The organism is Janthinobacterium sp. BJB301 (assembly GCF_002735685.1).
Taxonomy (GTDB): Bacteria; Pseudomonadota; Gammaproteobacteria; order Burkholderiales; family Burkholderiaceae_D; genus Janthinobacterium; species Janthinobacterium lividum.
Genome location: NZ_PDZJ01000003.1, coordinates 569,614 through 595,553 on the forward strand (window position 1 = coordinate 569,614; position 25,940 = coordinate 595,553).

Below are 25,940 nucleotides of genomic sequence, written 5' to 3' on the forward strand. Positions count from 1 at the left end.
GAACCTGCCATGGCCAGCGAAAAATCCCCTGCCCTTCCCGTAAAAAATGCCGGCGGCCGGCGCCTGCAAAACCGCGACCGCCTGGAAGCGGACATCCTGGAACAAGCCGTGCGCGCGTTCGCTGAAAGCGGCTATGAGGGCGCGTCGATCGCCACCATCGCCGAACGGGCCGGCCTGTCGAAGCAAAACCTGATGTATTACTTCCCGTCCAAGCAGCTGCTGTACCAGCGCGTGCTCGACGATGTGCTCGACGACTGGCTGGCGCGCATGGAGTCGCTGGCCAATGAACACGACGAACCGCGCGACGTGCTGCGCGCCTACATCGGCGCCAAGCTGCGTTTTTCGCGCGAACAGCCGTGGGCTTCGCGCGTGTATGCGCTGGAAGTGATCAATGGCGCGCCCCTGTACGGCGCGCAGATACGCGACCGGGTCGTGCCCCTGCTGCGCAAGGATATCGCCGTCTTCGAAGCCTGGATCGCGGCCGGCAGGATCGCGCCCGTCAACGCCACGCACCTGATGTTCGCCATCTGGGCCATGACGCAATCGTATGCGGATTTTTCAGCGCAGATGGCCCTGGTGCTGGAGCGCAAGCAGCTCACGCGCAAGGATTACGAGGATGCGGAAATCCTGATCGCGCACATGGTGCTGGCGGCCGTGTCCATGCCGCCCGCAGGCGAAAAAAAACCGCCTTGCAAGGCGGTTTCCTGAACAGCGCAAACGCTTATGCTGCCGTCTTGCCCTTGCGGCGGCGCGCCATGAAGCCAACCAGGCCCAGGCCTGCCAACAACATCGCATAGGTTTCCGGTTCCGGCACGGCCGAAACATAACCGGCCACGTTGGTGGCGTTGAAATAATGGTTGGCGTTGACCTGGATGTTCGAAGCCCAGTTACCCACCACCACGTTGCCGTTGATCTGGCCATTGCCGCCGGCCAGGGTCGCCAGCGGCGCCAGAATGCTGCCATACAGGCCCACACCGTTCAAGGTGATGTTTTGCGCTTCATAGAAGTTGTACAGCACGTTGTATTTGCTGAAATCGCCGTAGCCGCCGGACAGGTTCACATTCTTGCCGCTGATATTGAGGATCAGAGTGTCGTTCGTGTGCAGGTTGCTGAACTTGAAGTTGTTCACCGAACCCAACGCCGCGGAAGTCAGATCGAACACTTGCACGCTGCCCGTGCCGCCCTTCAGGGTCATGCCGCCGTAGGCCACGGAGCTGATGCCCGTGGACGCCACTTTCGCCAGCGAGGTCGAGGAGCTTTTCAGTTGGGCCGAGGTGGAGGCAAACGATACGGGCGACGCCGTGGTCTTGCTCGCCGTGTTCAGGCCCACGCTGCTCGTCGTCGTGCTGCCGCCCACAAAATAGTTGCCGTTCTTGATCGAACCGGAGCTGTAGTTCAGGTTGCCGCCAACGACCAGCGCATAGCCGGTATTACCGTGCGTGACGTAGGCGTCCTTGTTCTTGTCATTGATCGAATAGCTCGACGCGGACAGGTTACCGGCAACCAGCACGCCGCCTTCGACATCGCTGCCGGACGCACTGAAGTTGCTCAGGGAATACAAATTGGCGCCACCGATACCCAGATCGACAACACCGGCTTGCGCAGCGCCGGCAGCGAACACGGTCGACAGAACGAGAAGGAGTGGCAATTTAGGCATGCTTGGCATTTTTATTTCCAAAAAGAAAATTAACTTGACGCCAGAATATCATATCTATTTGATTTGAGATGTCGCAAATCAACAACTTTTGTAATGATTATGCAAACATAGTTTCACAAAAGAAATTGTTTCCCCGTCGCTGCCCGGAGAAGGCCTTAGCCATCCGGATGGCGCTGTGAACAGACGGGAAAACAGCCGTCTGTTCTGCTGTTTCAATATTGCTTAGAAGCGCAGCCAACTTGGTGATACGATCGCGGCAGCGCCAAGCCAGGCCAGGCCAGGCCAGGCCAGGCCACAGAATACGAAATCATAAGGATGAAGCACGCATGAAACGATTGTCCCTAGGCGCACTGATGCTGGCATATGCCTGCGGCGCACACGCCGATGTTGTGAACATGATCGATAACCAGCCGCTGAGCGAAACCTGGCTCAACGCGGGCTTTTATTCGTACCACTTTCAGCGCGACAAGAACCTGAATGACAGCAATCCGGGCCTGGGCGCCGAATACCGCTTTTCCACGGTCGCGTCGGTCACGGCGGGCCGCTTCTACAATAGCGACCGTGCCTACTCGAACTACCTGGGCGTGTACTACCAGCCGATCAAGGTAGGCCCGCTGCGCGTCGGCGCCGTCGTTGGCGGCTTCAGCGGCTATCCGAAGATGCGCGATGGCGGCTGGTTCCCGGCCCTGGTCCCCACCATCAGCTATGAATACCAGCGCGTGGGCGTGAATATCGCCATCGTGCCTTCCTACAAGGACCGCCTGTATGGCGCCCTCAGTTTCCAGCTGAAACTCAAGGTGTTTGAATAACCGTTTGTCCTGATTTGTCGCCGTTCGGTCCGCCATTCCTGCCATTCGTCGCATACGCGATGCCCGGCAGTATAGTTCTGCCTATAGTGGACTCATCGCCAGCATGCATACGGCAGCGGCACCCACACGACAGGAGAACGGCATGAAAGACATCAATTCGGCACCGGGCAGCACTTCCTTCAGCGCTTTCTGGAACGAGCTGTGCGCTTACACGCGCCAGGGCATGGCCGCCTTGCGTGCCATGTCCTGGCCCATGCTGCTGGCGTGCTGCCTGGGCCTGGCGTTCCTGATTACCATCTTGCCGCTGGCCATCATGCTGTTTGCCCTCGTCATGCTGCTGAAATGGGCAAGCAACAGCGATGATGCCGGTGCAGACGAAAAAGCGCCGGGCTCGCAGCAGTCGCCGCAATAAAAATTTGCGTCGTGGCAAGAGTGCAATGATTGTTCTATGGCACTATGGATGGGCACAGCACTGACAGGCATCAAACCCATCCCGATGGACGGTATGGGTACGGAACGCCACGCAGTATCCATGATCGAAGCTACTCCCCCACCGCCATAGGAGTTTTCTGATGACCACGACAGCAAAAGCTACAGCAGCGACAACCATTCCCTGCCTGCGCTACCGCGACGCGCCCGCCGCCATTGAATGGCTGTGCAAGGCGCTCGGCTTTGAAAAACAATTGATCGTGCCTGACGGCAACGGTGGCGTCGCCCATGCGCAGCTGAGCTTCGGCAATGGCATGGTCATGGTGGCGCCAGCCATCGACAGCGACTATGGCCGCCTGATGAAACTACCCGGCGACGTCGGCGGCGCCAACACGCAAAACTGCTACCTGGTCGTCAGCGATGCCGATGCCGTCTACCGCAGCGCGCGCGAAGCCGGCGCCGAGATCGTGCTCGACATCAAGGATGAAGATTACGGCGGACGGGGCTTTACCTGCCGCGACCCGGAAGGCCATATCTGGAGCCTGGGCACCTACGATCCATGGTAAAACGGAGAACAATGATTATCAGTACCCTCGCCGCCGCCAGCCTTGCGCTGATCGGCGGTTTCCTGTCCGCTCCCGTCCTCGTCGACGAACACCTCAACCGTGTCCACCCTCCGTCCGGCAAGGCGCCATCGGCAGCCACCGTGGCCATGCACCAGAGCCTGTGGATCGCCGACCTGCATGCGGACAGCCTGCTGTGGCAACGCAACCTGAACCGCGACAGCCAGCGCGGGCATGTCGACTTCCCCCGCCTGCAACGGGCCAACGTGGCGCTGCAAGCCTTTTCCGTCGTGACCAAGACGCCGCGCAAGATGAATATCGAGCGCAATGGCAGTGACACGGACAACATCACGGCCCTGGTGGTGGCACAAGGCTTGCCGCCCGCTACCTGGAACAGCCTGCTGGCGCGCGCCACCTGGCAGGCCGACGAACTGCGCCAGCAAGCGGCCAAGAGCCATGGCAAGGTCCGGGTGATCGGCAGCCGCGCCCAGCTGCGCAGCTTCATCGCCGCGCGCGAAAAAGACCCCGCCCTGCTGGCCGGCTGGCTGACACTGGAAGGCGCGCATGCGCTCGAAGGCAAGCTGGACAATCTCGATACCCTGTACCGGGCCGGCTTCCGCATGGCCGCGCCCACGCATTTCTTCGACACGGAACTCTCCGGTTCCCAGCACGGTCTGAAAAAAGGTGGCTTGACGCCGCTGGGCCGGCAATGGCTGCGCGCCATGGAGCAGCGCAAGATGATCGTCGACCTGGCGCACGCCTCGCCGGCCACCATCGACGACGTGTTAACGATGGCGAAACGCCCCGTGATGGTCTCGCACACGGGCGTGCGCGGCACTTGCGCCAACGGCCGCAACCTCAGCGACAGCCAGTTGAAACGCATCGCCGCCCAGGGTGGCCTGGTGGGCATCGGCTTCTGGAACACGGCCGTCTGCGGCAAGGACGTGGCGTCCATCGCGCGCGCCATCAAGTACACGGTAAAACTGATCGGCGCCGAACACGTGGCCTATGGCTCGGACTTCGACGGCGCCGTCACCACGGCCATCGATGCGACGGGCTTGCCGCGATTGACGCAGGCGCTGCTCGACGCTGGCCTGTCGGAAGCGCAGATCCGCCGCGTGGCGGGCGAAAACGTACGCGACTTCCTGCTGAAGAACCTGCCGGACGACGACGCCTAGCCCAGTACGCTGATCAACGCATGGTCCGCCACCTGGCGTGGCCGGATGCGTATCAGCTTGCGGTACAACGGCGGCATCGACTCGCACAGCGCCAGCAGCACGTCTTCATCCATGGCCGGGCGCACATACTGGAATTGCGCGGGATTATTTTCCGGCAGCGCCCCCTCCATGGTGGAGCCGTAGGCGCCCAGGGTCATGAAGCTGGCGGCGCTGTCGTCCGGGCCGATGGCCAGCACGAAGGTGCCATGCTTGGGATGCCCCAGGTAGCTTTTAATTTCTTCCTGCAGCGCCGGCTCCGCGTTCGCCATCAATTCAAAGCGCAGTTGCGCGTACTGGCGCGTGCATTCCATGAATGGCGTGCGGATGACCGACTGCGCCAATTTTCCCGGCATGCACAGCAGCAGGTTGCCAAAGGAATCGAGCAAGGCGGCCGCGTCGCCCTGCCCGCCATCGCGCACATCCTGCTCCATGGCCGCCTGCAAAAATGGCGCCAGGCCGGCATCCGGCGCATGCGGCGCGCAGCGGTAAGTGAGGGCATCAGGATAGCGGCGGCGCAGGGCGCGCACCACGGCATGCTCGGACGGCAAGGTGGCGGGATCGCGCAAGTACACGTCGTCGCCGGCGTTCAGCAACTGCATCACCTGCGCCGATGTCGACTCGAACACGAGCGAGCACAGTGCCTGCGTCGCCTCGTGGATGCTCTTGCCGATGAAAAAAGATTTGGGCGCGGCGCCGGAAGGCAGGCGCGCATACTCGGTGGCGCCACGCACGGCCGGATAGCAAAAGCTGCGGCCGGCCTGCGCCTGCAGCGGCGCCGGCAAGGCGGTAAAACTGGCGCTGCCATCGTAATTGATGCCCGCCTTGACATCGGGAGCGGCCACCACCACGTTGAAACCGGCCGCCAAAATCGCCCCCGTGCACATGCAGCACGGATCGAGCGAGGTGACGATGGTCAGTTCGCCCGGCGGCGGCAAGGGCGTGCCCTTGGCCCGTTCGGCGAAATACCAATCCACCAGCTGGCGCTCGCCATGCGCGGTGGGGTCGAACACCAGGCCCTGGCGCACGACGTTGTTGTGCATCGATTGCAGCACGTTGCCGGCGCCATCGAGCAGCACGCCGCCCACGCCAAATGTACCCTGCGTCTTGGCTGCCATGGCTTCTGCCGCGGCAATCGCCACGGCGGCCTGGATGTCGATCGTCTTGTTCAAGCGGATCCTGTTACTTCATGTCCAGGTCGGAATTGCCGAAGCCGTGCGGCAGCAGCCAGCCCGCCGTCACTTCCATGACATCGTTTTTCAGATTGGTGAGGATCACCGGCAGGTCGGCGCCGCCCATCTCGAAGATCACCTGGCGGCAGGCGCCGCATGGCGAGATCGGTTCCGCCGTGTCGCCCGTGACGGCCAGCCTGGCAAAGTCGCCCGGCTTGCAGCCATGCGCGATGGCGCTGAAAAACGCCGTGCGTTCGGCGCAGTTGCACAGGCCATACGCGGCATTTTCCACGTTACAGCCACGGAAGACGCGGCCATCCTTGCACAGCAGCGCCGCGCCCACCTTGAAACGCGAGTATGGCGCGTAGGCCAGTTCGCGGCCAGCGTTGGCTTCGGCGATCAGTTCTTGGTTGTTCATTTGCTTATCTATCTGTAAAACCCGCGAAAGACCGGGGTCAGACCCTCAGGGTCTGACCCCAGATTTTGCTTCTAGGGCTAAGTTATGGTCGAATGGTACGGTAAATCACCGGATTGGCCTCCAGCGCCACCGCGCTGATGGCATACGCTTGCTGGATTTCCCTGACAGCTTGCTGCGCCGCCGCTTCCGTGCGCGCGTGCACCATGGCCAGCGGCTGGCCGACAGCCACCTGCTCGCCCAGGCCCACGAGGTCCGTCAGGCCGACAGCGAAATCGATGCTGTCGGTCGGACGGCGGCGGCCACCACCCAGGGCCACCACGGCCAGGCCAATGGCGCGGCAATCGCGCACGTTGGCAAAACCGGCGGACAGCGCCGGCGCCGGCACGATGAATGGTGCCTGTTCCAGGTGTTTGTCCGGATGTTCGACCAGGTCGCCCGGGCCGCCCAGGGCAGATACCATGCGCGAAAAGCGCTCGGCCGCTTCACCCGAATCGAGGGCCGCCATCAATTTCACGCGCGCTTCTTCTTCGGTGGCAGCCAGGCCGCCCAGCACCAGCATCTCGGCGCACAGCGCCAGGGTGACTTCATGCAGGCGCGCGGGACGCGAACGGCCCGTCAGGTAATCCATGGCGCCGCGCACTTCCAGCGCATTGCCCGCATACGGCGCCAGCGACTCGTTCATGTCCGTCAGAATCGCCGACGTCTGCATGCCCGCGCCGTTGCCGACGGCGACGATGCTTTCGGCCAGTTCCACCGACTTGTCGTAGGTCGGCATGAAGGCGCCCGTGCCCACTTTCACATCCATCACCAGCGCATCCAGGCCGGCCGACAGTTTCTTCGACAGGATGGAGCCGGTAATCATGGCCACCGATTCCACCGTGGCGGTGACGTCGCGGATACTGTAGAAACGCTTGTCGGCCGGCGCCAGCTGCGCCGTCTGGCCGATGATGGCCACGCCGATCTCCTGCACCACCTTGCGGAACAATTCATTGTCCGGCACCGTGCAATAGCCGGGAATGGCGTCGAACTTGTCCAGCGTGCCGCCTGTGTGACCCAGGCCGCGGCCCGAGATCATCGGCACGTAGCCGCCGCACGCGGCGACCATGGGGCCCAGCAGCAGGGAGACGACATCGCCCACGCCGCCCGTCGAATGCTTGTCGACGATGGGGCCCGGCAGGTTCAGCGAGCGCCAGTCCAGCACCTGGCCGGAATCGCGCATGGCCAGCGTGAACGCCACGCGTTCGTCCATGTTCATGTCGTTGAAATAGACGGCCATGCCCAGCGCCGCGATCTGGCCTTCGCTGACGCTGCCGTCAGTAATGCCGCGCACAAAAAACTGGATTTCCTCGGCGCTCAGTACGCCCTTGTCGCGCTTCTTGCGAATGATTTCCTGGGTTAACAACATGGAATAACTCCAATCATGAGATCTGGGGTCAGTCCCTGCGGATCTGACCCCAGCTTTGTAACGCTAGTTACCTATCAGACGCCGTAAGGAATCCACACGTTTTTCACTTGCGACGCATGCGCCAGCACGGCACGGCCGCCGCTTTGCGCGGCGCTGTACCAGTCGCGGCCCTTCGCACCGCCTACCCAGGTGCGCTTCAGGGTGCCGGCTGACAGGCGCTCGACTTCCGCGCAACCTTCAGCGGAACCGTCATGGCGCCAGACGGCGTCGATGTCGGCGTGCGTGGCCAGGGTGCGCGCCAGTTCATCGGCGTTGCCGCTGATGATGTTGACGACGCCGCCCGGCAAGTCGGACGTGTCGAACACTTGGTACAGGTCCAGCGCGGAAAGCGGATGCGCTTCCGACGGCACCACCACCACGCGGTTGCCCAGCGCGATGGCCGGCGCCACCAGCGAAATGAAGCCGAGCAAAGGCGCTTCATTCGGGCAAACGATGCCGATCACGCCGACCGCTTCGTTCAGCGCCACGGTGATGCCTTTCGTTGGCGGCTGGTGCGCCAGGCCGTCGTACTTGTCGGCCCAGGCGGCGTAGTAGAACAGGCGTTCGATCGATGCCTGTACTTCCTTCTCAGGATTTTTACTGCCCGTCATGGCGGCGATGCGGGCGGCAAATTCGTCGGCGCGCGCGGCCAGGTTTTCAGCGATGTAGTACAGCACTTGCGCGCGGTTGTGCGCCGTGGCGCCGGTCCAGCCGGACGCTTTATGGGCCGCTTCGACGGCGTTGCGGATATCCTTGCGGCTGCCCACGCCCACTTCGGCCAGCAGGGTGCCATTCGCGCCAAACACGGGGGTGCTGTAGGCGCTGTCAGGGCGCGCCTGCTTGCCGCCGATGTACATCTTGGCCGTGCGGTCGATGGCGAACGGATCGGCTGCCGCCGGCTTCACATTGCCCTTGGCTTTCGCTTCCACCACCGGCAAGGCCGGACGCGCATCTTCGGCCAGGGCAGTCATGTATTCCAGCATGCCTTCGCGGCCGCCTTCGCGGCCGAAACCCGATTCGCGGTAGCCGCCGAAGCCGCACGCGGCGTCGAACTGATTCGCGCTGTTGATCCACACCACGCCAGCCTTGATGGCGGGAGCGATATCGAGCGCCAGGCTGATCGACTCGGTCCACACGCTGGCGGCCAGGCCGTACACCGTGTTGTTCGCCAGTTGCACCGCTTCAGGCGGTGTGCGGAAGCTCATGGCCACCAGCACGGGGCCAAAGATCTCAGCCTGCGCCACGGCGGCCGAGGTCGACGCGCCCGTGATCAGGGTGGGCGGGAACCACGAACCGTCGGCAGGCAATTCACACGCCGGCTGCCATACATCGCAGCCTTCGGCACGGGCCGAATCGACCAGCGCGGCGATGCGCTGGCGCTGCACGGGGTCGACCAGCGCGCCCACGTCCATCGATTTGTCCAGGGGCGAGCCGAGACGCAGGTTTTCCATGCGCGCGCGCACCTTGTTCAGGAAGCGCTCCTGGATCGATTCCTGCACCAGCAGGCGCGAACCGGCGCAGCACACTTGCCCCTGGTTGAACCAGATCGAATCAACCAGGCCTTCCACGGCGCCGTCCAGGTCCGCGTCTTCAAAGACGATGAACGGCGACTTGCCGCCCAGCTCCAGCGACAGCTTCTTGCCGCTGCCGGCCGTCGCTTCACGAATGAGGCGGCCCACTTCGGTGGAACCCGTAAACGCGATCTTGTCGACGCCAGGATGGTTGACGATGGCCGAGCCCACGCGGCCGTCGCCGGTGACGATATTGACCACGCCAGCCGGCACGCCCGCCTGCACGCACAGTTCGGCGAACAGCATGGCGGTCAGCGACGTGAATTCGGCCGGCTTGAAGACGACCGTGTTACCGGCCGCCAGGGCCGGGGCGATTTTCCACGACAGCATCAGCAGGGGGAAATTCCACGGCACGATCTGGCCCACCACGCCCACGGCGCGGTAGTCGGCGAATTCTTCCGACTGCAGCTGCGCCCAGCCGGCGTGATGATAGAAATGGCGCGCGGCCAGCGGCAGGTCGATATCGCGCGTTTCGCGGATGGTCTTGCCGTTATCCAGGGTTTCCAGCACGGCGAACAGGCGCGAATGCTTTTGCAGCAGACGGGCCAGCGCGTACATGACTTTCGCGCGGCCGTGGCCACCCATGCCTTGCCATACGGGCAGCGCGCGGCGCGCCGCTTCCACGGCGCGTTCCACGTCTGCATCGCTCGCTTGCGTCAGTTCCGCCAGCTGCGTGCCGTCGGCAGGATTGGTCGAGGCGAACAGTTCCGCAGGCTCGCTCCAGGCATTGTCGATGAACAAACCGAATGTGCGCTGGTGGCCATCAAGCCACGCCTGCGCTTCTTTTTGACTTTCGGGAGCAGGGCCGTAGTCCATAGTATTGAGAATCTCGTTAATTGTTGGCATGACGATTGTTCTTTAAGGTTGTGCGTGACGATGATTGGCCGAGTAGCTGCCGGTGACGTAGTGCTCGAGCTGGCGCTCGATGTCGGTCAGCAGGCTGGAAGCGCCGATGCGGAACAGGTGCGGCTGCAGCCATTCGTTGCCCAGTTCTTCCTTCATCAGGGTCAGGTATTGCAGCGCGCTCTTGGCCGAGCTGACGCCGCCGGCCGGCTTGAAGCCCACCTGGAAGCCCGTCTGCTCGTGGTATTCGCGGATCGTGCGCACCATCGTCAGGGCCACGGGGATGGTGGCGTTCACGCCCTCTTTACCGGTGGAAGTCTTGATGAAATCGGCGCCTGCCATCATGCAGACCCACGACGCCTTGGCCACGTTTTCCATGGTCAGCAAGTCGCCCGTGGCGAGAATCGCCTTCACGTGCGCTTCGCCGCAAGCCTTGCGGTAAGCGAGCATTTCGTCGTACAGCACTTGCCAGTTGCCGTTCAGGACGTGCTGGCGCGTGATGACGATATCGATCTCCGAAGCGCCGGCGGCGACCGACAGTTCGATCTCGCGCAGCTTCGTTTCCATGCTCGTCAGGCCGGCCGGGAAACCCGTCGACACGGCAGCGATGGGCAAACGGCCCTGGATGACCTTCACGGCCGGCTGGATCATCTCGTGGTATACGCACACGGCGCCGGTGCTCAGTTGCGTCAGGCCCAGTGCGTCCATCAGGTCGGCGCGCAGCGGGCGCATGGCCTTCATGCACAGGCGTTCCACGCGGCCCGGCGTATCGTCGCCGCCCAGGGTGGTCAGGTCGATCATCTGGATGGCTTTCACCAGCCAGGCGGCCTGGTATTCCTTTTTCACGGTGCGGCGGTTCGCCAGGCTGGCCGCGCGGCGGTCTGTCGCGGCGCGGTTGACGCGGATCTGGTTGATCCAGCCCAGGTCGAGGCCGACGGCCTCGTTACGCTTGAATTCGGGGTGCATGAGTGTCATAACAAGCTGGTTCCATTAGCAAGTGGTGGTACGCCAAGGTGCTTGGCGAGGGTTTGGCCAATATCGGAGAAGGTCTCGGAAATACCCAGCGCGCGCGGGGCGACGCCGGGGCCGAAGAAGATCATCGGTATATGTTCGCGGGTGTGGTCTGAGCCGTGCCAGGTCGGGTCGCAGCCATGGTCGGCGGTGATCACGACCAGGTCGCCTTCCTTGAGCTTGGCCATGAATTCCGGCAGGCGCGCATCCATTTCGCGCAGCGCGTCGGCATAGCCTTCGACGTTGCGGCGGTGGCCGAAAGCCTGGTCGAAATCGACGAAGTTCACAAAGGTGAGCGACTTGTCCTGCACTTCATCGGCCGTTTTCAACAGCGCTTCGAACAGCGCCATGTTGTCGACGCCCTTGACGACTCTGGAGATGCCCTGGGTAGCGAAAATGTCACTGATCTTGCCCAGGCCGACGACTTCGCCGCCCGCGTTCTTCACATGGTCGAGCAGGGTCGGCGCGGGCGGCGCGACGGCGTAGTCGTGGCGGTTGGATGTGCGCGTGTAGTTGCCATTGCTGCCGGTGAACGGGCGGGCGATGACGCGGCCGATGTTGTACGGCTCGACCAGCTTGAAGGCCATTTCGCATACCTGGTACAGGCGCTCGAGGCCGAACGATTCTTCATGCGCGGCGATCTGCATCACCGAGTCGCCCGACGTATAGATAATCAGCTTGCCGGTGGCGACGTGTTCATCGCCATGCTTGTTGATGATGTCCGTGCCCGAGGCATGGCAGTCACCGAGGAAGCCCGGCACGCCGGACATGGCCTTGAGCTTGTCGGTCAGGTCGGCGGGGAACGATGGCGTGGTACGGGGAAAATATCCCCAGTCGAATTCGACGGGCACGCCGGCGATTTCCCAGTGGCCGCTCTGCGTGTCCTTGCCGGTGGAGCGCTCGCGCGCCGCACCGTAGGCGCCGGTAAAACCGTCGCGCTGGTCGAAGCCCGTGGCCCATTCGCCGCTGGCCAGTTGCGCCGCGGCGCCCAGGCCCAGGCGTTCCATGTTCGGGAGTTTCAAGGTCTTGCCGCTTTTGGCGACAGTGCTGGCAATGTGGCCAAAGGTATTGGCACCTGCGTCGCCATACTTGGCGGCGTCTGGCGTCGCGCCAAGGCCGAAGGAATCAAGCAGGAGGATAAATGCGCGTGACATGATAAGGCTCGCTTTATGGATTGATGCGGGATGATGCGGACAGTGTAGGCCGGTTTTTCCCGGCCTGCCGCGCGGCAGCGCCGGTGGCCGGCGCGCCGCTACTGCATAAAAAAGTGCTTAGGCTTGCGGTTTTTCAGCGACTTTGGCCAGGAAAGCCAGGATCAGCTTGACCAGGTCTTTCGCGCCGATGGCCGCGTATTTCAGGGTTTGCTCGTGCGACAGGGCGAATGGCGACATGCCTTCGGCCAGGTTGGTGATGACGGACACGCCCACCACTTTCAGGTCGCAATGGCGGGCCGAGACCACTTCCGGCACCACCGACATGCCGACCGTGTCGGCGCCCAGGCGGGCCATCATGCGGATTTCGGCGGCCGTCTCGAAGTTCGGGCCAGGGTAGGCGACGAACACGCCTTCGTGCAGGGTGATGCCGTTGGAGGCAGCCGTGTCCGCGACCAGCTTGCGCAGGTCCGCATCGTAGGCGTTGGCCATGCTGAAGAAGCGCGGACCGAAGCGGTCGTCGTTCGGGCCGACCATCGGCGTGCCTGGCAACAGGTTGATGTGGTCGCTGATGGCCACCAGGCTGCCGGCGTCCACTTCAGGGCGCAGGGAACCGGCGGCGTTGGTGACGAACAGCATTTCGCAGCCCAGCAGTTTCAAGGTGCGGATGGCGCTCGTCATCACGCCCATGCCATAGCCTTCATAGAAGTGGCCACGGCCCTTCATGCAGACGACGGCGACGCCCGACAGGGTGCCGATCACCAGTTCGCCGGCGTGGCCGTGCACGGTGCTGATCGGGAAGCCTGGCAATTCGTCAAAGCTGATGCTGACGGCGTCCGTCATCTGCTCGGCCAACACGCCCAGGCCGGAGCCGAGGATCATCGCCACGCGCGGCTTGAAATTTTCAGGAGCGCGGGCACGGATGATTTCGGCGGCGTGGAAAGGGGTGTTGTTCGACATGGTTATCCTCTGATTGACTAATGATGATGGGTTGCTGCCTGCACGGCCGTGCCCGGTGAAGAAGTACGGCCCAGGTTACGGGTATGTATATGGGTGCTGCTGGTATATCCAGATGCGTATTGCCTCTATTTGCCGCCACTATGCATCAAACGGAATATGTATGGCAAATACCATTTTTCTTGCCCATTTATACAATTCAAATATAAATGGCCGATATTATAGTCGAGACAAGCCCAGGTTCGCCATGCCCGGGAAATGCTTGCATACAAGCTCCATACGACCACTTTTGGCGCACGTCCGATACGAACTTCACACACGCTTGACACCAACAGGACAAATGTTTACAGTTTCAGACAAATGTTTAAACCTCAGCGAAAACCTTGTGACCGATACCAATAAAAAAGACCAGTTGTACACGCTGATCCGCAACAATCCCTTCATCTCGCAGCAAGACCTGGCGAGCGAACTGGGCTTGTCGCGCTCGGCCGTCGCCGGCCACATCGCCGGCCTCATCCGTGAGCGGCGCCTGCTGGGACGCGCCTACGTGCTGCCCGACAGCCGCCCCGTGCTGTGCATAGGCGCCGCCAACCTCGACCGCAAGATGCGCACCCTGGCGACCTTGCAGATGGGCACCTCGAATCCCGTACGCTCGGAAGAAGTGTTTGGCGGCGTGGGCCGCAACATCGCGGAAAACCTGGCCCGATTGTCGATCCCCGTGGCCCTGCTGACGGCGCTGGGCGACGATGCGGCCGGCCACGCCCTGCAGACGCACGCGGAAGACGCCGGCATCGACATGCGCGGTAGCTTACATCTGAGCAACACCAGCAGCGGCACCTACACGGCCGTGCTCGACGAACATGGTGAAATGCTGCTGGCAATGGCCAACATGCAACTCTATGAACAGCTGACACCGGCCTTTTTGCATAGCCGCCAGCCGCAGCGCGCCGCCGCCGCCCTCACCGTCTGCGACCTGAACCTGGGCCACGACAGCGTGCAGGCACTGCTGGCCGACGCGCGCCAGGATGCGGCCCACGCGACGCCGCTCGTCATCGTCGCCGTCTCGCAGCCGAAAATGGCGCACCTGCCGCAAGACCTGACGGGCTTGTACCTGCTGATCCTGAACCGGGGCGAACTGGAAACGCGCGTGGCGCGGGCCTTGCCCACGGCAGCGGACCTGCGCGCCGCCTGCCGCGAAGTACAGCGCCAGGGCGCGCGCCAGGTGATCGTCACCTGCGGCGGCGAAGGCGTGTACTTCACGGATGGCGACAGCCCGGACGCGCCTATCGTCCACCTGGCCGCGCGCGAAGTGGACGCCGTCGACGTGACGGGCGCCGGCGACGCGTTTTCCGCCGCCGTCTGCTGGTCGCTCTACCACGACAGCAGCGATTTGAAACTGGCTTGCCGGCGCGGCCTGAAGCTGGCCGCCATGACGCTGGAATCGGCTGCCACCGTCTCCCCCCAGATTTCCGCCGGCGCGCTCGACAGCATTGACGACGCCGACCTGGCGCCGCCTCCCCCTACCCTCTTTCAACAGGATTAAACATGACCCAATTACAGAATTTCCTCTTGTTCTCGCAAGAAGTGCTCGACGCGCGCGCCGCCGGCAAGGCCATCGTGGCGCTGGAATCGACCATCATTTCGCACGGCATGCCGTATCCGCAAAACGTGGAAATGGCGCGCGAAGTGGAGCAGATCATCCGTGACGGCGGCGCCGTGCCGGCCACCATCGCCATCATCGACGGCAAGATCTGCGTGGGCCTGTCGCCGGAACAGCTGGAATTGCTGGGCACCTCGCCCGACGCCATGAAGGTCAGCCGCCGCGACCTGCCGTTCGTCCTGTCGCAGCGCAAACTGGGCGCCACCACCGTGGCCGCCACCATGATCTGCGCGGAACTGGCCGGTATTTCCGTGTTCGTCACGGGCGGCATCGGCGGCGTGCACCGCGGCGCGGAAACGAGCTTCGACATTTCCGCCGACTTGCAGGAACTGGCGCAAACCTCGGTGGCCGTCGTCTGCGCGGGCGTGAAATCCATCCTCGACATCGGCCTGACCCTGGAATACCTGGAAACCCACGGCGTGCCCGTCATCAGCGTGGGCCAGGAAGGTTTTCCGGCATTCTTCACGCGCGAAAGCGGCTTCAAGGCCGATTTCCGCCTCGACACGGCCGCCGAACAAGCCGCCTTCATCGGCACCAAGTGGCAGCTGGGCTTGACAGGCGGCGTGGTCGTCAGCAACCCCGTGCCAGCCGCGCAAGCCATGCCCAAGGAAGAAATCGATGCCATCACCACGCAAGCGCTGCAGGAGGCGGACGCGGGCGGCGTGAAGGGCAAGCAAGTCACGCCATTCCTGTTATCACGCATCAAGCAACTGACGGATGGCCGCAGCCTGGCGACGAATATCGCGCTGGTCAAGCACAATGCCCAGGTCGGCACGGCGCTGGCCATTGCCATGCAGGCGGTCGTGGCACGATAATAGGACCGCTGTAAAGAAAGCGCGCGCGCCTTCACGGGTTCGTGCGCCGTTCCATCGCCTAGCAACACGCAACGCCAAGGAAAGCATGTCCATCGATCTGAAACAGTTAAAGTATTTTCTTGCCGTTGCCGAGGAGAAAAGCTTCAGCCGCGCCGCCGAGCGCCTGCATATCTCGCAGCCGCCCCTGAGCCAGCAGATCATGAAACTGGAAAGCGAACTGGGCGTGCGCCTGTTTGCCCGCACCACGCGCACGTTCGAGCTGACCGTGGCGGGCAAGGCGCTGATGAACGAGGCGGCCGACCTGCTGGCCAAGATGCGCATGACCATCGACACCATCCGCCAGATCGACCGCGGCGAAGTGGGCCGCTTGCGCGTGGGCATCGTCGGCTCGGCCATGTGGGGCCCCATCCCCAGCCTGCTGGAAGAATTCCAGACCAAATTTCCCCGCGTCACCTGGACCATCCATGAATTCGGTCCCACGGTGCAATACGAAGCCTTGCGCGCCAAGCAGATCGACGTGGGCTTCTGGCGCGAACCCAAGCTCAACGACGACGACTTGCGTCACGATAATCTGCGCCAGGAACTGTGCTTCCGCGAAAATGTCTGCGTGGCCGTCAATGAACACCATCCGCTGGCGAAAAACACGGCGATCGAGCTGATCGACATCGCCCACGAGCCGATGCTCACCCTGAACCTCGATAAATCCGCGTTTCCCCGCTACCTGGTGCAATGCTGCATCAATGCCGGTTTCGAACCGGTAATCTTCCAGGAAGCGAGCGAGCCGCAAACCCTGCTGGCCATGGTCGGCGCAGGCCTGGGCGTGACCCTGGTGCCGGAAACGACAAGCCGCATCGGCTGGCCCGGCGTCGTGTTTCTGCCGATCAAGACGAATCCCCCATCGGCCAACCTGTACATCAGCTACACCACGCTGGACGACGCTCCCGTCGTACGGGCCTTCCTGAATATCCTCAATCCCCCGGCCGTCTAAGCTGCGGCACCACCTATTTATATGCACTGCGTATAAATACATAAACAAAAACGTATTTGTCATACATATCTGGCATGATGCATAGTGATTCGGACGCCCATCGCGGCGCCGGTCCCGTGCTTGCCCTGCCCGTCAACTGACGGCGCATCCCAGCCCGCTCCGGCAGCCCCATTCGATGTTGTACCTATAAAAGAGACGGGGCGCGACTGTTGCATGAGCATCACACTGACGACATAAAAGCACACGAGGCCAGCAATGATCTTGTGCAATACAGTGCAATGTTGATAAGGAATTATCACCTCGTGCATCAAAAACAGGCTAAATCGGCCCCAAATTATATGTTTCACCTATAAAAAATATACAATATCGATCTTCCAGGAGCCAATTCATGAAACTTACACAATTTAGTTTGACGATCGCAGCCGTATTTCTGACTGCTCAAGCGTCCGCGGCTACCCCAAAACTGGGTGTCGTGTATGACGCGGGCGGCAAGTTCGACAAGTCGTTCAACCAATCCGCTTTCGAAGGCGCATCGCGCTTCAAAAAAGACACGGGCATTTCCTTCATCGAAGTGCAGGCATCGAGCGATACGCAGGCGGAACAAGTCATGCGTGGCCTGGCCCGCAAGAAACTCGACATGATCGCCGCCATCGGCTTTGCGCAAACGCAAGCCGTGCAAAAGGTCGCCAAGGAATTCCCGAACGTAAAATTCGTGCTGATCGACGGCCAGGCCGCCGGCAGCAACGTCAATTCCGTCGTCTTCAAGGAAGAAGAAGGTTCCTACCTGGTGGGCGTGGCAGCGGCCATGGCCAGCAAGAGCAAGAAAGTCGGCTTCATCGGCGGCATCGATATTCCACTGATCCGCAACTTCGCCTGCGGCTACGCGCAAGGCGCGAAGGCCGTCAATCCGAAGATGGAAATCACGCAAAACATGGTCGGCACCACGTCCGGCGCCTGGAATGACCCGGCCAAGGGTGGCGAACTGGCCCGCTCGCAATTCGAGCGCGGCGTCGATGTCGTCTTCGCCGTCGCTGGCGGCAGCGGCATGGGCACCCTGCAAATGGCCAAGGAAAAAGGCAAGCTGGCCATCGGCGTCGATTCGAACCAGAATCATCTGTATCCAGGCAGCATCCTGACCTCGATGGTCAAGCGCGTCGACAACACGGTCTACGACAGCTTCATGCAAGTCAAGGACGGCACCTGGAAGGGCGGCGTCAGCTATAAAGGCTTGAAAGAAGGCGGCGTGGATTGGGCGCTCGACGCGAACAACCGCAAGCTGATCACGCCGGAAATCGAAAAGCGCGTGTTGGGTGCGCGTAAGGACATTATCGATGGCAAGATCAAAGTGATCGATTACCGCGTCGGCAGCAGCTGCCCGGTTTAATTTTTCTCCGTATCTTTTAGCGCGCCGCCGGGGCCAGTCTCCGCGCGGCGCGTTTCCATGAAACTATCCAGTTATGAACCTATGCAGCCAGCAGTAGAATTTCGCAGCATTTCCAAGCAGTTTGGACATGTGAAGGCGAACGCCGACGTCAGCTTCTCCATCGCCAAGGGCAGTATCCATGGCCTGGTGGGGGAAAATGGCGCAGGCAAATCGACCTTGATGAGCATCCTGTACGGGTATTACCGTGCCGACGGCGGAGAAATCCTACTCGACGGAAAAGTACAGCCTATCCGCAACAGCCAGGAAGCAATCAACCTCGGCATTGGCATGGTGCACCAGCATTTCATGCTCGTCGAGAACTTCACCGTCCTCGACAATATCATGCTGGGCACGGAAGGCGGCTTTCGCCTGGCCAGCCACCGCACGGAAGCGGAAGCCAAGCTGCGCGAGATTTGCGCGCGCTACCGCCTCGACGTCGACCCGCTGGCGAAGATCGAAGACCTGTCAGTCGGCGCGCAGCAGCGCGTGGAAATCCTCAAGCAGATTTACCGCAGCGCCAATATCCTGATCCTCGACGAGCCGACGGCCGTGCTGACGGCCCAGGAAACGGCCTCGCTGTTTGAAATCCTGCGCTTGTTCAAGGAACAGGGCAAGACCATCATCCTGATCACGCACAAGCTGCAAGAGATCCTGGAAATCACCGACAACGTCACCGTCATGCGCGGCGGCACGGTGGTGGGCGCCGTTGCCACGGCAACTACCTCGAAAGAGGAACTGGCCAACATGATGGTCGGCCGCCCCATCCAGAGCCACTTGCCGCGTGCCCCATACAATCCGGGCGCCACGGTGCTGGAAGTGGACGGTCTGCAACTGGCCGACGAGCAACAGGTCAAACTGCTGGCCGACATTGGTTTCAACTTGCGCGCCGGCGAAATCGTCGCCATCGCGGGCGTTTCCGGCAATGGCCAGAGCGAGCTGCTGGAAATTCTGTCGGGCATGCGTTTGCCCACCTCGGGCAAGCTGCGTTTTCTCGACAAGGACTTGCCGTTTGCCAAGCGCCACGATGCCGACGGCTTGCCGCTGGCCTTCCGCGAGCTGGGCATCGCCCACATTCCGGAAGACCGCTTGCGCGATGGCGTGGTGAAAAATTTCTCCGTCATGCAAAACACCATCCTCGGCTACCAGGATCACCTGAAAAACCGCTGGGGCCTGTTCAACTTCAAGGCCATCGGCGCCCGCTGCGCGGAACTGCTGAAGACTTTCGACGTGCGCCCGGCCAATCCGGACCTGCGCATCGGCCTGCTGTCGGGCGGTAACCAGCAAAAGGTGGTGATCGCGCGCGAAGTGCTGGCCAAGCCGAAACTGATGCTGGTGGGCCAGCCTACGCGCGGCGTCGACATCGGCACCATCGAAAGCATCCATACGCAATTGCTGGCCCTGCGCGACGCGGGCGTGGCGATCCTGCTGGTGTCCGTTGAACTGGAGGAGGTGCGGGCGCTGGCCGACCGCATCCTCGTCATGTGCGGCGGACGCATCACCGGCGAACTGAAAATTGAAGAATTCGATACCACCCGCATCGGTCTGTTGATGGGGGGAATGCATAAATCATGAATAACGACTTGCCACGCTGGGCGACAGCCTTTGTCATGCCCATGTTAAACCTGCTGTCGGCCTTGCTGGTCGCAGCCCTGGTGATTTATATGCTGGGAGAAGATCCCGCCGAATCGCTGGGTATCCTCGTCAACAGCGCCGTCCTCAATCCGGAAGGCTTGAGCTACACCCTGTTCTACGCCAGCACCTTTATTTTCACGGGCCTGTCGGTGTCCGTGGCGATGCAGGCCGGGCTGTTCAATATCGGTTCCGAAGGCCAGATGTACATCGGCGGCCTGGGCTTGACGGTGGCCATGCTGGCCTTCGACCAGACCCTGCCCGCATGGCTCCTGATTCCAGCCGCCATGATCGGCGCGGCCCTGTTTGGCGCGCTGTGGGGCTTCCTGCCCGGCTACCTGCAAGCGAAGCGCGGCAGCCACATCGTCGTCACCACCATCATGTTCAACTTCATCGCCGCCAGCCTGATGAACTTCGTGATCGTGAAATACCTGATCCCGCCTGGCGAGCAGAACACGGCCAGCCGCGTGTTTGCGGAAAGCGGCGAAATGCCGCGCCTCTCCACCTGGTTCCCGTCGCTGGGCGACACGCCGCTGAACATCAGTTTTATTCTGGCGATCGCCGCGCTGGTGATCTATGGCGTGATGGTGTGGCGCTCGTCGTGGGGCTTCAAGCTGCGCGCCACGGGCTTGAACAAGCATGCGGCCCACTATGCGGGCGTGTCGATCAGCAAGATGATCATCATCGTCATGCTGATCTCCGGCGCGCTGGCGGGCCTCGGTTCCGTCAATTCCATCATGGGTTCGACGCATTATCTGTCGCTCAATTTCGTCGGCGGCGCCGGCTTCATCGGCATCGCCATCGCCCTGATGGGCCGCCAGCATCCGGTCGGCATCTTTTTGTCGGCCGTGCTGTTCGGTGCGCTGATCCAGGGTGGCTTCGACCTGTCGCTGGAAAAACCGAATATCCCGACGGAAACTTTCATTTTCATCCAGGGCTTGATCATCCTGTTCTGCGGCGCCATGGAAAACTTCTACGCACCGGCCATTTCCGCCCTGCTCAAGCGCACCAAAGGCTAACACCATGACACTCGACGACTTTCAATTCGCCAGCATCCTGGTATCGACCGTGCGCAATGCGCCCGTCCTGATCTTTGCCGCCATGGCCGGCCTGTTTGCCGAACGCAGCGGCATGATCGACATCGGCCTGGAAGGCAAGATCCTGGCCAGCGCCTTCGCTTCCGCCGCTGTGGCCTACACGACGCAAAACCCGTATTACGGCATGGCTGCCGGCATGCTCGTGTGCGTCGCCCTGGCCCTGCTGCAAGCGTATGTCAGCATCACGCAAAAGGGCAACCAGTTGGTGGCCGGCATGGCGATCAACATCGCCATGAGCGGACTGACGTTCGTGCTGGCGCAGTTCTTCTTCCAGCAGGGCGGCCGCACGCCCGACCTCGGTTCGGCGCGGCTGTTCGACGTGGTCTTGCCGGGCACACAGTACGTGGAGCACATTCCCTTCATCGGCTGGGTATATGCCCACCTGATCGGCGGCCATTCCATCCTCGTCTACGTGGCGTTCCTGCTGATCCCGCTCGTGCACTGGCTGCTGTACCACACGCGCTTCGGCCTGCGCCTGCGCGCCTGCGGCGAAAACCCGCACGCGGCCGATTCGGCCGGCGTGAGCGTGGAAGCGACACGCTACCTGGCCATGCTGGTGGCCGGCATCCTGTGCTCGTTCTCGGGCGCCTACCTGGCCATCGTGCAAAGCGGCTTCTTCTTGCGCGACATGTCGGCCGGCGCCGGCTACCTGGCCCTGACGGCCATGGTGTTCGGCAACTGGCGTCCCGTCTACACCTTCCTCGGCTGCCTGATGTTCGGCTTCTTTGCCGCCATCCAGATCCAGATTGAAGGCGTGGACTTGCCCGTCGTGGGCCGCATCCCCGGCTCGCTGATCCAGATGGTGCCGTACGTCGTCACCGTGATCGTGCTGGCGGGCTTGATGGCGAAATCCATCGCGCCAAAAGCCATTGGTATCCCGTTCGTCAAATCGCGTTAAATTTCAACGAGCGCATGACAAAAGCGAAGCCCGCGGGCTTCGCTTTTTTTACGCCTGCGAAATCTCATCCAGCGAGAAAAACACAGGCAGACCCAGGCTGCGCGCCACCGCCACCATCTGGTCCGCCCCAGCCGATGCGCCACCGAGACGCAGCACGGCATCGCAATGGCTCAATAAACGCGTCGCATGCGCGTGGAACAATGCCTCGTACACGGCGTCGCCTACCCGGGTGGAACCGGCCAGCGCCAGCATGGGCAAGGCCAGCCATTCACCGAGCACGGGCATGTGTCCCTTGGCATACAGGGGCAGGCAAACGGCTTGCATCGCGTCCACATTGTTCTGCATCAAGAGCGGATCGTCACCCGTGCCTGAACGGTAGGGGCCGGCAATCAGTATCTGCATGCCCTGATTCACCGGCATCAGTTGCAATTGCGCATGCTGCAGCAGCATGATGGTCTTGCCGTCGCAGATGCGCCCATCGGCCACCATCTGCAGCGCCTGCGCCAGGGGCAGTTCCAGCACTTCGATATCCTCGCCCTCGTGCGCCAGGCCACCGCCGTCGCCGATGCGGCTGGCCGGATCATATTCGGCGACAAAGAAATGCAGGCGTTCCGTCACGGAGCCGGGACTCATGAAGGCCTGGAATATCTTTTGCACCTGCCCCACCCGGTAACCGGTTTCCTCTTCCACCTCGGCGCGGATGCGCTGTTCCGCACTGGCTTCTTCCAGCAAGCCGGCCGCTGATTCGATGAGGAAACCATCATGGCCTTCGCGGTAGGTGGGAAAACGGAACTGGCGGATCAAAATCACCGTGCGTTTTACCTTGTTGTAAAGCAGGATGGTGGCGCCATCGCCGCGGTCATAGGTTTCCCGCGTCTGCGTCTGCCATTCGCCATCGTGGCGCAGATAGTCGAACGTGGTCTTTTGCAATAGATACCAGTCGTGCGACAGGGTCTGCACCTGCTGGATGCGTACCCTCTCCTGCCCCAAATTGTCTTCGCGCATATCGTCTCCTTGTGCTTGTATTTTCCGACTTTATCATGCAAACTCGTGCAATATCAAGAATTAACAAGAAAAACCATGCTGACACATCAACGCAAACAATATCTGCTGGATTTGCTCCAGCGCGAAGGACAGATCGTCGCCAAGGCCGTCAGCGATAGCCTGGGCTTGTCGGAAGACACGATACGGCGCGACCTGCGCGAGCTGGCAAAAGAAGGACTATTGGAGCGCGTGCACGGCGGCGCCCTGCCCTTGCTGCCGCGCTCGCCCGCGCTGGCGCCGTTTGCCGGACGCGAACAGATTTCGCTGGAAGCCAAGCCCGCCATCGGCCGCGCGGCGGGCGCCATGATACAAACGGGACAAGTGGTATTCCTCGATGGCGGCACGACCGCCGTGCAGCTGGCGCGCCAGCTGCCGCGCGACTTGCGCGCCACCATCGTCACGCACAGCCCGTCGATTGCCGTCGAACTGGTGAATCACCCATCGATCGAAGTGCTGATGCTGGGCGGGCGCCTGTACAAGCACTCGATCGTGGGCGTCGGCGCGGCGACCGTGGAAGCCATCGGCCGCATCCGCGCCGACCTGTATTTCATGGGCGTGTCCAGCCTGCATCCGCAAGCGGGCATCACCACCGGCGATTATGAGGAAGCATGCGTGAAGCGCGCACTGAGCGCGGCGTCAAGTCGCACTGTCGTGCTGGCTTCGCCGGAAAAGTTCAATACGGCCTCGCCGTTCCAGGTCGCGCCCTTGAGCCAGGTCAACGACATCATCGTGCACCGCGACGTGGACGACGCGCTGGTCGCACCCTACCGCGAGATGGGAATCGCCGTCATCCTGGCATGAAAAAAGCGGCCCGCAGGCCGCTTTCGAATGTCATCTTACTTCGGCCAGATCGCCTGCAGCACGGCCGCCAGGTGATAGCCGCCCTCGATCAGCTGCTGCTTCGCCAGCGCCGAGCTGGGCACCGGATAGTTATCGGGTACCGTCAAGGTCCAGACGTTATAGACCTCGCCCTTGCGGCTGGTCTGCTGCGCGGCAGGGCCGGCCACCACGTCCATGAAGGCAATCTTTGACGCCGCCAGCGAGGCATCGGCCCACTGATACGGCCAGGTGGCGGGGTCGCCGCTATTGGCGCTCACCACAGGCGCGCTGGCGATCACGGTGCGGGCGAACTGCTGCGGCGTGCGCGTGCTCAGGCGGCGCATGGCGTAATCGACGACGGTCGTGTCCCAGTACGAATGCAGGGGCTTGGTGGGCGACTTCGGATACGCACTGGCTGGCTTGGCCGTGCCCTCTTCCGCCGGCAGCGGCGCGGGAATCACGGCATCGGACAGCGCAGTCATCTTCGCATCGTCGAGCAGCAAATCGTTGCCGCCACGTGCATTGAAAATGGCGATGTCGTCGATCTGCGCCTGCGTGGCGGGCACAAAGAACTGACCATCCTTGCCGAGAAACGCATTGCCAACATGCAGTGGCTGATGGATATCGCCTACCAGGTGCGTGATCAGGATCAGGGCTTCGCGCTGGCTGAAGCCGTGCGGATTGCTGGCCGCTTCAGCCTTGCCTTGCAACACCAGGATCGCCTGCTTGAGCGTTTGCACGATATCGTCGTCGGCCGTGCCTACGCCATGGTCATGGTAGTGCGCGTTCTGAAACGGCACATTCGTGTAATGGTATTCGCCATGTTTCGGATTCGCCGCCACATAGCTCAGCATTTCCGGCGATTGCGGACCGCAATACGTGCCCTTCACGCAATCGGGCCAGTTGGCGATCTTTTCCAGGCTTTCGCCAGGCAACAGCAACTTGGCCACCTGTGCCTGGGCGGCGCTACCCTTGAGCAATTGATCGGCGATGGCGCCAACGGCGCGGTGGCCGTCATTGCCCCACGCCAGCACATTGCCGGAAGCGAAAGCGGCACCCAGCGCCAGCACGCACAGTAATTTTTTCATGTTCACTCCTTGCCTTGCGGCGCGGCCTTGGCCGGTTTCGGATACTGCTTGTTGATGTCGATGGGCTGCGCATACGCCGAGCTCCACGTCTGCTCATGCAGCGCGGCAATGCGCTGCGCCATCTGTTCGTTGCGCAGCACCACTTCCAGGTTGCGCGACAAGTCGAAATAACCGCCCGCCCAGTTGCTCGTGCCGACCCAGGCCAGCTTGCCGTCGATACTCATGGTCTTGCTGTGGATCACGCGCGCGAACGGGATAAAACCCGTCGACGCCGTGGGAATCGTCACGATGCGGATTTCCACGTTCGGCACCAGGGCCAGGCTTTTCAGGTAGGCGATGGCCGGCGCTTCCGTATTCCAGGCGGACACCATCAGCTTGATTTTCACGCCGCGCTGGGCGGCTGTGCGCACGGCGTTGTCGATCACGGCGTAGTACGGACGCGTGCGGTTCGGGCCGTAGGACAGCGGCGCATAGTCGAGCAGCTGGATGCGCACTTCGCTTTTCGCTTCCGCCAGCAAGGCGGGCAAGCCTGTTTCCGAGTCGCCCACGCCGGCCGGGTTGTAGGCATTCGGGCTGGCCAGCAGGAAAGCGTTTTGCGCGTAATTGGCCGGCACCACTTTGCTGTTGAGCACCGTGGCGCGGCTGCCTTGCGACGTCAATGCCTGCGCCTGCCAATCCTGCTCGAAAATCGCTTGCACCTGGCTCACCATGGCCGGATCCGTGATCTTCAAGCCCGTCTCATGGATGTGCTCGAACGAGCGCCAGTCGAAATTCTGGCTGCCGATGTACGCCACCTGGCCATCGACGGCCAGGTATTTCGCATGCACGATGCCGTTGCCCGTGATTTTATTGAAGTCAATGAGGCGCAAGTCCAGGTTCGGAATCGCCTTGATCCGGGCGATGGTGGCCGCTTCCGACAGGCCCACACCCTTCTGGTCCAGCAGGAAACGGATCTTCACGCCGCGCTGGCCGGCGGCCGTCAGGCTGGCCAGCACCTTTTCAAAAGCCGTGCCCGGCTTGCTGACGGCGTAGAACTGGGCGATGACGATTTCTTTCTTGGCCGAATCAAACAGCTCGCTCCACACGGCGACGGGTTCGCGCAGGTCGGGATTCGTCAAGCTCGTTTCCACGGGCGAAGTGTGCACCAGCTCAAAGCCGGGAATGGTGAAATCGGCGTGGGCCGTGCCCGCGAACAGGGTAGTGACGAGCAGGGAAACAAATAAACGACGCATGGTTTTTC

The 25,940-nt window shown here is 62.0% G+C and carries 23 protein-coding genes and 1 pseudogene; 13 read left to right on the top strand and 11 right to left on the bottom strand.

Annotated features, from left to right (window positions below):
* Positions 1-9 precede the first annotated feature (9 nt).
* Positions 10-708, top strand: a complete 699-nt coding sequence (locus tag CSQ91_RS21860; protein ID WP_099389594.1) for a TetR/AcrR family transcriptional regulator — start codon at positions 10-12, stop codon at positions 706-708.
* A 13-nt stretch (positions 709-721) separates the two neighbouring features.
* Here the strand turns inward: CSQ91_RS21860 and CSQ91_RS21865 are convergent, their stop codons facing one another.
* Positions 722-1,657, bottom strand: coding sequence for a choice-of-anchor A family protein (locus CSQ91_RS21865; protein WP_180278482.1), 936 nt, complete (start codon positions 1,655-1,657; stop codon positions 722-724).
* Between the two features lie 326 nt (positions 1,658-1,983).
* Here CSQ91_RS21865 and CSQ91_RS21870 point away from each other — a divergent pair, with 326 nt between their 5' ends.
* The 4 genes from CSQ91_RS21870 to CSQ91_RS21885 all read left to right on the top strand — a co-directional run bounded on the left by CSQ91_RS21870 (position 1,984) and on the right by CSQ91_RS21885 (position 4,636).
* Positions 1,984-2,466: a hypothetical protein gene (locus CSQ91_RS21870; protein ID WP_034785567.1), complete on the top strand. Its 483-nt coding sequence runs from the start codon at positions 1,984-1,986 to the stop codon at positions 2,464-2,466.
* Between the two features lie 142 nt (positions 2,467-2,608).
* A complete protein-coding gene (locus CSQ91_RS21875) occupies positions 2,609-2,878 on the top strand; it encodes a hypothetical protein (RefSeq protein ID WP_070260145.1) in 270 nt (89 codons plus the stop codon).
* Between the two features lie 160 nt (positions 2,879-3,038).
* A complete protein-coding gene (locus tag CSQ91_RS21880) occupies positions 3,039-3,461 on the top strand; it encodes a VOC family protein (RefSeq protein ID WP_034785571.1) in 423 nt (140 codons plus the stop codon).
* A gap of 11 nt (positions 3,462-3,472) precedes the next feature.
* Complete coding sequence (locus CSQ91_RS21885; protein WP_099389595.1) at positions 3,473-4,636, top strand: dipeptidase; 1,164 nt, start codon at positions 3,473-3,475, stop codon at positions 4,634-4,636.
* On the opposite strand, the gene CSQ91_RS21890 is transcribed toward CSQ91_RS21885, so the two are convergent.
* The 7 genes from CSQ91_RS21890 to xapA form a co-directional block, all read right to left on the bottom strand.
* Positions 4,633-5,844: a nucleoside deaminase gene (locus CSQ91_RS21890; protein WP_099389596.1), complete on the bottom strand. Its 1,212-nt coding sequence runs from the start codon at positions 5,842-5,844 to the stop codon at positions 4,633-4,635. The genes CSQ91_RS21885 and CSQ91_RS21890 overlap by 4 nt on opposite strands.
* Before the next feature lie 10 nt (positions 5,845-5,854).
* Entirely contained in the window at positions 5,855-6,262 is a 408-nt protein-coding gene (locus tag CSQ91_RS21895; RefSeq protein WP_034785574.1) for a cytidine deaminase, read from the bottom strand.
* Between the two features lie 82 nt (positions 6,263-6,344).
* Complete coding sequence (gene deoA, locus CSQ91_RS21900) at positions 6,345-7,667, bottom strand: thymidine phosphorylase (RefSeq protein WP_099389597.1); 1,323 nt, start codon at positions 7,665-7,667, stop codon at positions 6,345-6,347.
* A gap of 74 nt (positions 7,668-7,741) precedes the next feature.
* Positions 7,742-10,123: an aldehyde dehydrogenase family protein gene (locus CSQ91_RS21905; protein ID WP_370452791.1), complete on the bottom strand. Its 2,382-nt coding sequence runs from the start codon at positions 10,121-10,123 to the stop codon at positions 7,742-7,744.
* A 12-nt stretch (positions 10,124-10,135) separates the two neighbouring features.
* Complete coding sequence (gene deoC / locus CSQ91_RS21910; protein WP_034785577.1) at positions 10,136-11,095, bottom strand: deoxyribose-phosphate aldolase; 960 nt, start codon at positions 11,093-11,095, stop codon at positions 10,136-10,138.
* The gene (locus CSQ91_RS21915) at positions 11,092-12,285 is read right to left on the bottom strand and encodes a phosphopentomutase (RefSeq protein WP_034785578.1); all 1,194 of its coding nucleotides are present in this window, start codon (positions 12,283-12,285) and stop codon (positions 11,092-11,094) included. The genes deoC and CSQ91_RS21915 overlap by 4 nt, the downstream gene beginning before the upstream one ends.
* A gap of 117 nt (positions 12,286-12,402) precedes the next feature.
* Complete coding sequence (gene xapA, locus CSQ91_RS21920) at positions 12,403-13,242, bottom strand: xanthosine phosphorylase (RefSeq protein ID WP_034785579.1); 840 nt, start codon at positions 13,240-13,242, stop codon at positions 12,403-12,405.
* A gap of 382 nt (positions 13,243-13,624) precedes the next feature.
* Between xapA and CSQ91_RS21925 the strand changes: the two genes are divergently transcribed.
* The 7 genes from CSQ91_RS21925 (at position 13,625) to CSQ91_RS21955 (ending at position 21,749) form a co-directional block, all read left to right on the top strand.
* Positions 13,625-14,782 (top strand): carbohydrate kinase, encoded by a 1,158-nt coding sequence (locus CSQ91_RS21925; RefSeq protein WP_070280871.1) that lies wholly within the window; start codon positions 13,625-13,627, stop codon positions 14,780-14,782.
* 2 nt (positions 14,783-14,784) lie between these two features.
* On the top strand, positions 14,785-15,714 hold the full coding sequence (locus CSQ91_RS21930) for a pseudouridine-5'-phosphate glycosidase (protein ID WP_034785582.1): 930 nt from the start codon (positions 14,785-14,787) through the stop codon (positions 15,712-15,714).
* Between the two features lie 85 nt (positions 15,715-15,799).
* The gene (locus CSQ91_RS21935; protein ID WP_034785584.1) at positions 15,800-16,702 is read left to right on the top strand and encodes a LysR family transcriptional regulator; all 903 of its coding nucleotides are present in this window, start codon (positions 15,800-15,802) and stop codon (positions 16,700-16,702) included.
* Positions 16,703-17,090: 388 nt separating this feature from the next.
* Positions 17,091-18,086, top strand: coding sequence for a BMP family lipoprotein (locus tag CSQ91_RS21940; protein ID WP_034785587.1), 996 nt, complete (start codon positions 17,091-17,093; stop codon positions 18,084-18,086).
* Between the two features lie 81 nt (positions 18,087-18,167).
* Positions 18,168-19,697, top strand: coding sequence for an ABC transporter ATP-binding protein (locus CSQ91_RS21945; protein WP_070260161.1), 1,530 nt, complete (start codon positions 18,168-18,170; stop codon positions 19,695-19,697).
* The gene (locus CSQ91_RS21950) at positions 19,694-20,773 is read left to right on the top strand and encodes an ABC transporter permease (protein WP_034785591.1); all 1,080 of its coding nucleotides are present in this window, start codon (positions 19,694-19,696) and stop codon (positions 20,771-20,773) included. The genes CSQ91_RS21945 and CSQ91_RS21950 overlap by 4 nt, the downstream gene beginning before the upstream one ends.
* A 4-nt stretch (positions 20,774-20,777) precedes the next feature.
* On the top strand, positions 20,778-21,749 hold the full coding sequence (locus CSQ91_RS21955; protein ID WP_034754516.1) for an ABC transporter permease: 972 nt from the start codon (positions 20,778-20,780) through the stop codon (positions 21,747-21,749).
* Between the two features lie 420 nt (positions 21,750-22,169).
* On the opposite strand, the pseudogene CSQ91_RS29415 reads toward CSQ91_RS21955, so the two are convergent.
* A pseudogene (locus tag CSQ91_RS29415) lies at positions 22,170-22,754 on the bottom strand (NUDIX domain-containing protein); the annotation flags it as partial.
* Positions 22,755-22,829: 75 nt separating this feature from the next.
* Here CSQ91_RS29415 and CSQ91_RS21965 point away from each other — a divergent pair.
* A complete protein-coding gene (locus CSQ91_RS21965) occupies positions 22,830-23,594 on the top strand; it encodes a DeoR/GlpR family DNA-binding transcription regulator (protein WP_099389599.1) in 765 nt (254 codons plus the stop codon).
* A gap of 35 nt (positions 23,595-23,629) precedes the next feature.
* Here CSQ91_RS21965 and CSQ91_RS21970 read toward each other — a convergent pair whose 3' ends face one another.
* Both CSQ91_RS21970 and CSQ91_RS21975 read right to left on the bottom strand, forming a co-directional pair.
* The gene (locus CSQ91_RS21970; RefSeq protein ID WP_099389600.1) at positions 23,630-24,700 is read right to left on the bottom strand and encodes a S1/P1 nuclease; all 1,071 of its coding nucleotides are present in this window, start codon (positions 24,698-24,700) and stop codon (positions 23,630-23,632) included.
* 2 nt (positions 24,701-24,702) lie between these two features.
* Complete coding sequence (locus CSQ91_RS21975) at positions 24,703-25,932, bottom strand: phospholipase D-like domain-containing protein (RefSeq protein WP_099389601.1); 1,230 nt, start codon at positions 25,930-25,932, stop codon at positions 24,703-24,705.
* Between the last annotated feature and the right edge of the window lie 8 nt (positions 25,933-25,940).

Bases quoted from the DNA above. Each gene is read 5' to 3' on its own strand.
- CSQ91_RS21860 (WP_099389594.1), top strand. From the start codon at position 10: ATGGCCAGCGAAAAATCCCCTGCCCTTCCCGTAAAAAATGCCGGCGGC.
- CSQ91_RS21865 (WP_180278482.1), bottom strand. From the start codon at position 1,657: ATGCCTAAATTGCCACTCCTTCTCGTTCTGTCGACCGTGTTCGCTGCC.
- CSQ91_RS21870 (WP_034785567.1), top strand. From the start codon at position 1,984: ATGAAACGATTGTCCCTAGGCGCACTGATGCTGGCATATGCCTGCGGC.
- CSQ91_RS21875 (WP_070260145.1), top strand. From the start codon at position 2,609: ATGAAAGACATCAATTCGGCACCGGGCAGCACTTCCTTCAGCGCTTTC.
- CSQ91_RS21880 (WP_034785571.1), top strand. From the start codon at position 3,039: ATGACCACGACAGCAAAAGCTACAGCAGCGACAACCATTCCCTGCCTG.
- CSQ91_RS21885 (WP_099389595.1), top strand. From the start codon at position 3,473: ATGATTATCAGTACCCTCGCCGCCGCCAGCCTTGCGCTGATCGGCGGT.
- CSQ91_RS21895 (WP_034785574.1), bottom strand. From the start codon at position 6,262: ATGAACAACCAAGAACTGATCGCCGAAGCCAACGCTGGCCGCGAACTG.
- deoA (WP_099389597.1), bottom strand. From the start codon at position 7,667: ATGTTGTTAACCCAGGAAATCATTCGCAAGAAGCGCGACAAGGGCGTA.
- CSQ91_RS21905 (WP_370452791.1), bottom strand. From the start codon at position 10,123: ATGCCAACAATTAACGAGATTCTCAATACTATGGACTACGGCCCTGCT.
- deoC (WP_034785577.1), bottom strand. From the start codon at position 11,095: ATGACACTCATGCACCCCGAATTCAAGCGTAACGAGGCCGTCGGCCTC.
- CSQ91_RS21915 (WP_034785578.1), bottom strand. From the start codon at position 12,285: ATGTCACGCGCATTTATCCTCCTGCTTGATTCCTTCGGCCTTGGCGCG.
- xapA (WP_034785579.1), bottom strand. From the start codon at position 13,242: ATGTCGAACAACACCCCTTTCCACGCCGCCGAAATCATCCGTGCCCGC.
- CSQ91_RS21930 (WP_034785582.1), top strand. From the start codon at position 14,785: ATGACCCAATTACAGAATTTCCTCTTGTTCTCGCAAGAAGTGCTCGAC.
- CSQ91_RS21935 (WP_034785584.1), top strand. From the start codon at position 15,800: ATGTCCATCGATCTGAAACAGTTAAAGTATTTTCTTGCCGTTGCCGAG.
- CSQ91_RS21940 (WP_034785587.1), top strand. From the start codon at position 17,091: ATGAAACTTACACAATTTAGTTTGACGATCGCAGCCGTATTTCTGACT.
- CSQ91_RS21945 (WP_070260161.1), top strand. From the start codon at position 18,168: ATGCAGCCAGCAGTAGAATTTCGCAGCATTTCCAAGCAGTTTGGACAT.
- CSQ91_RS21950 (WP_034785591.1), top strand. From the start codon at position 19,694: ATGAATAACGACTTGCCACGCTGGGCGACAGCCTTTGTCATGCCCATG.
- CSQ91_RS21955 (WP_034754516.1), top strand. From the start codon at position 20,778: ATGACACTCGACGACTTTCAATTCGCCAGCATCCTGGTATCGACCGTG.
- CSQ91_RS21965 (WP_099389599.1), top strand. From the start codon at position 22,830: ATGCTGACACATCAACGCAAACAATATCTGCTGGATTTGCTCCAGCGC.
- CSQ91_RS21970 (WP_099389600.1), bottom strand. From the start codon at position 24,700: ATGAAAAAATTACTGTGCGTGCTGGCGCTGGGTGCCGCTTTCGCTTCC.
- CSQ91_RS21975 (WP_099389601.1), bottom strand. From the start codon at position 25,932: ATGCGTCGTTTATTTGTTTCCCTGCTCGTCACTACCCTGTTCGCGGGC.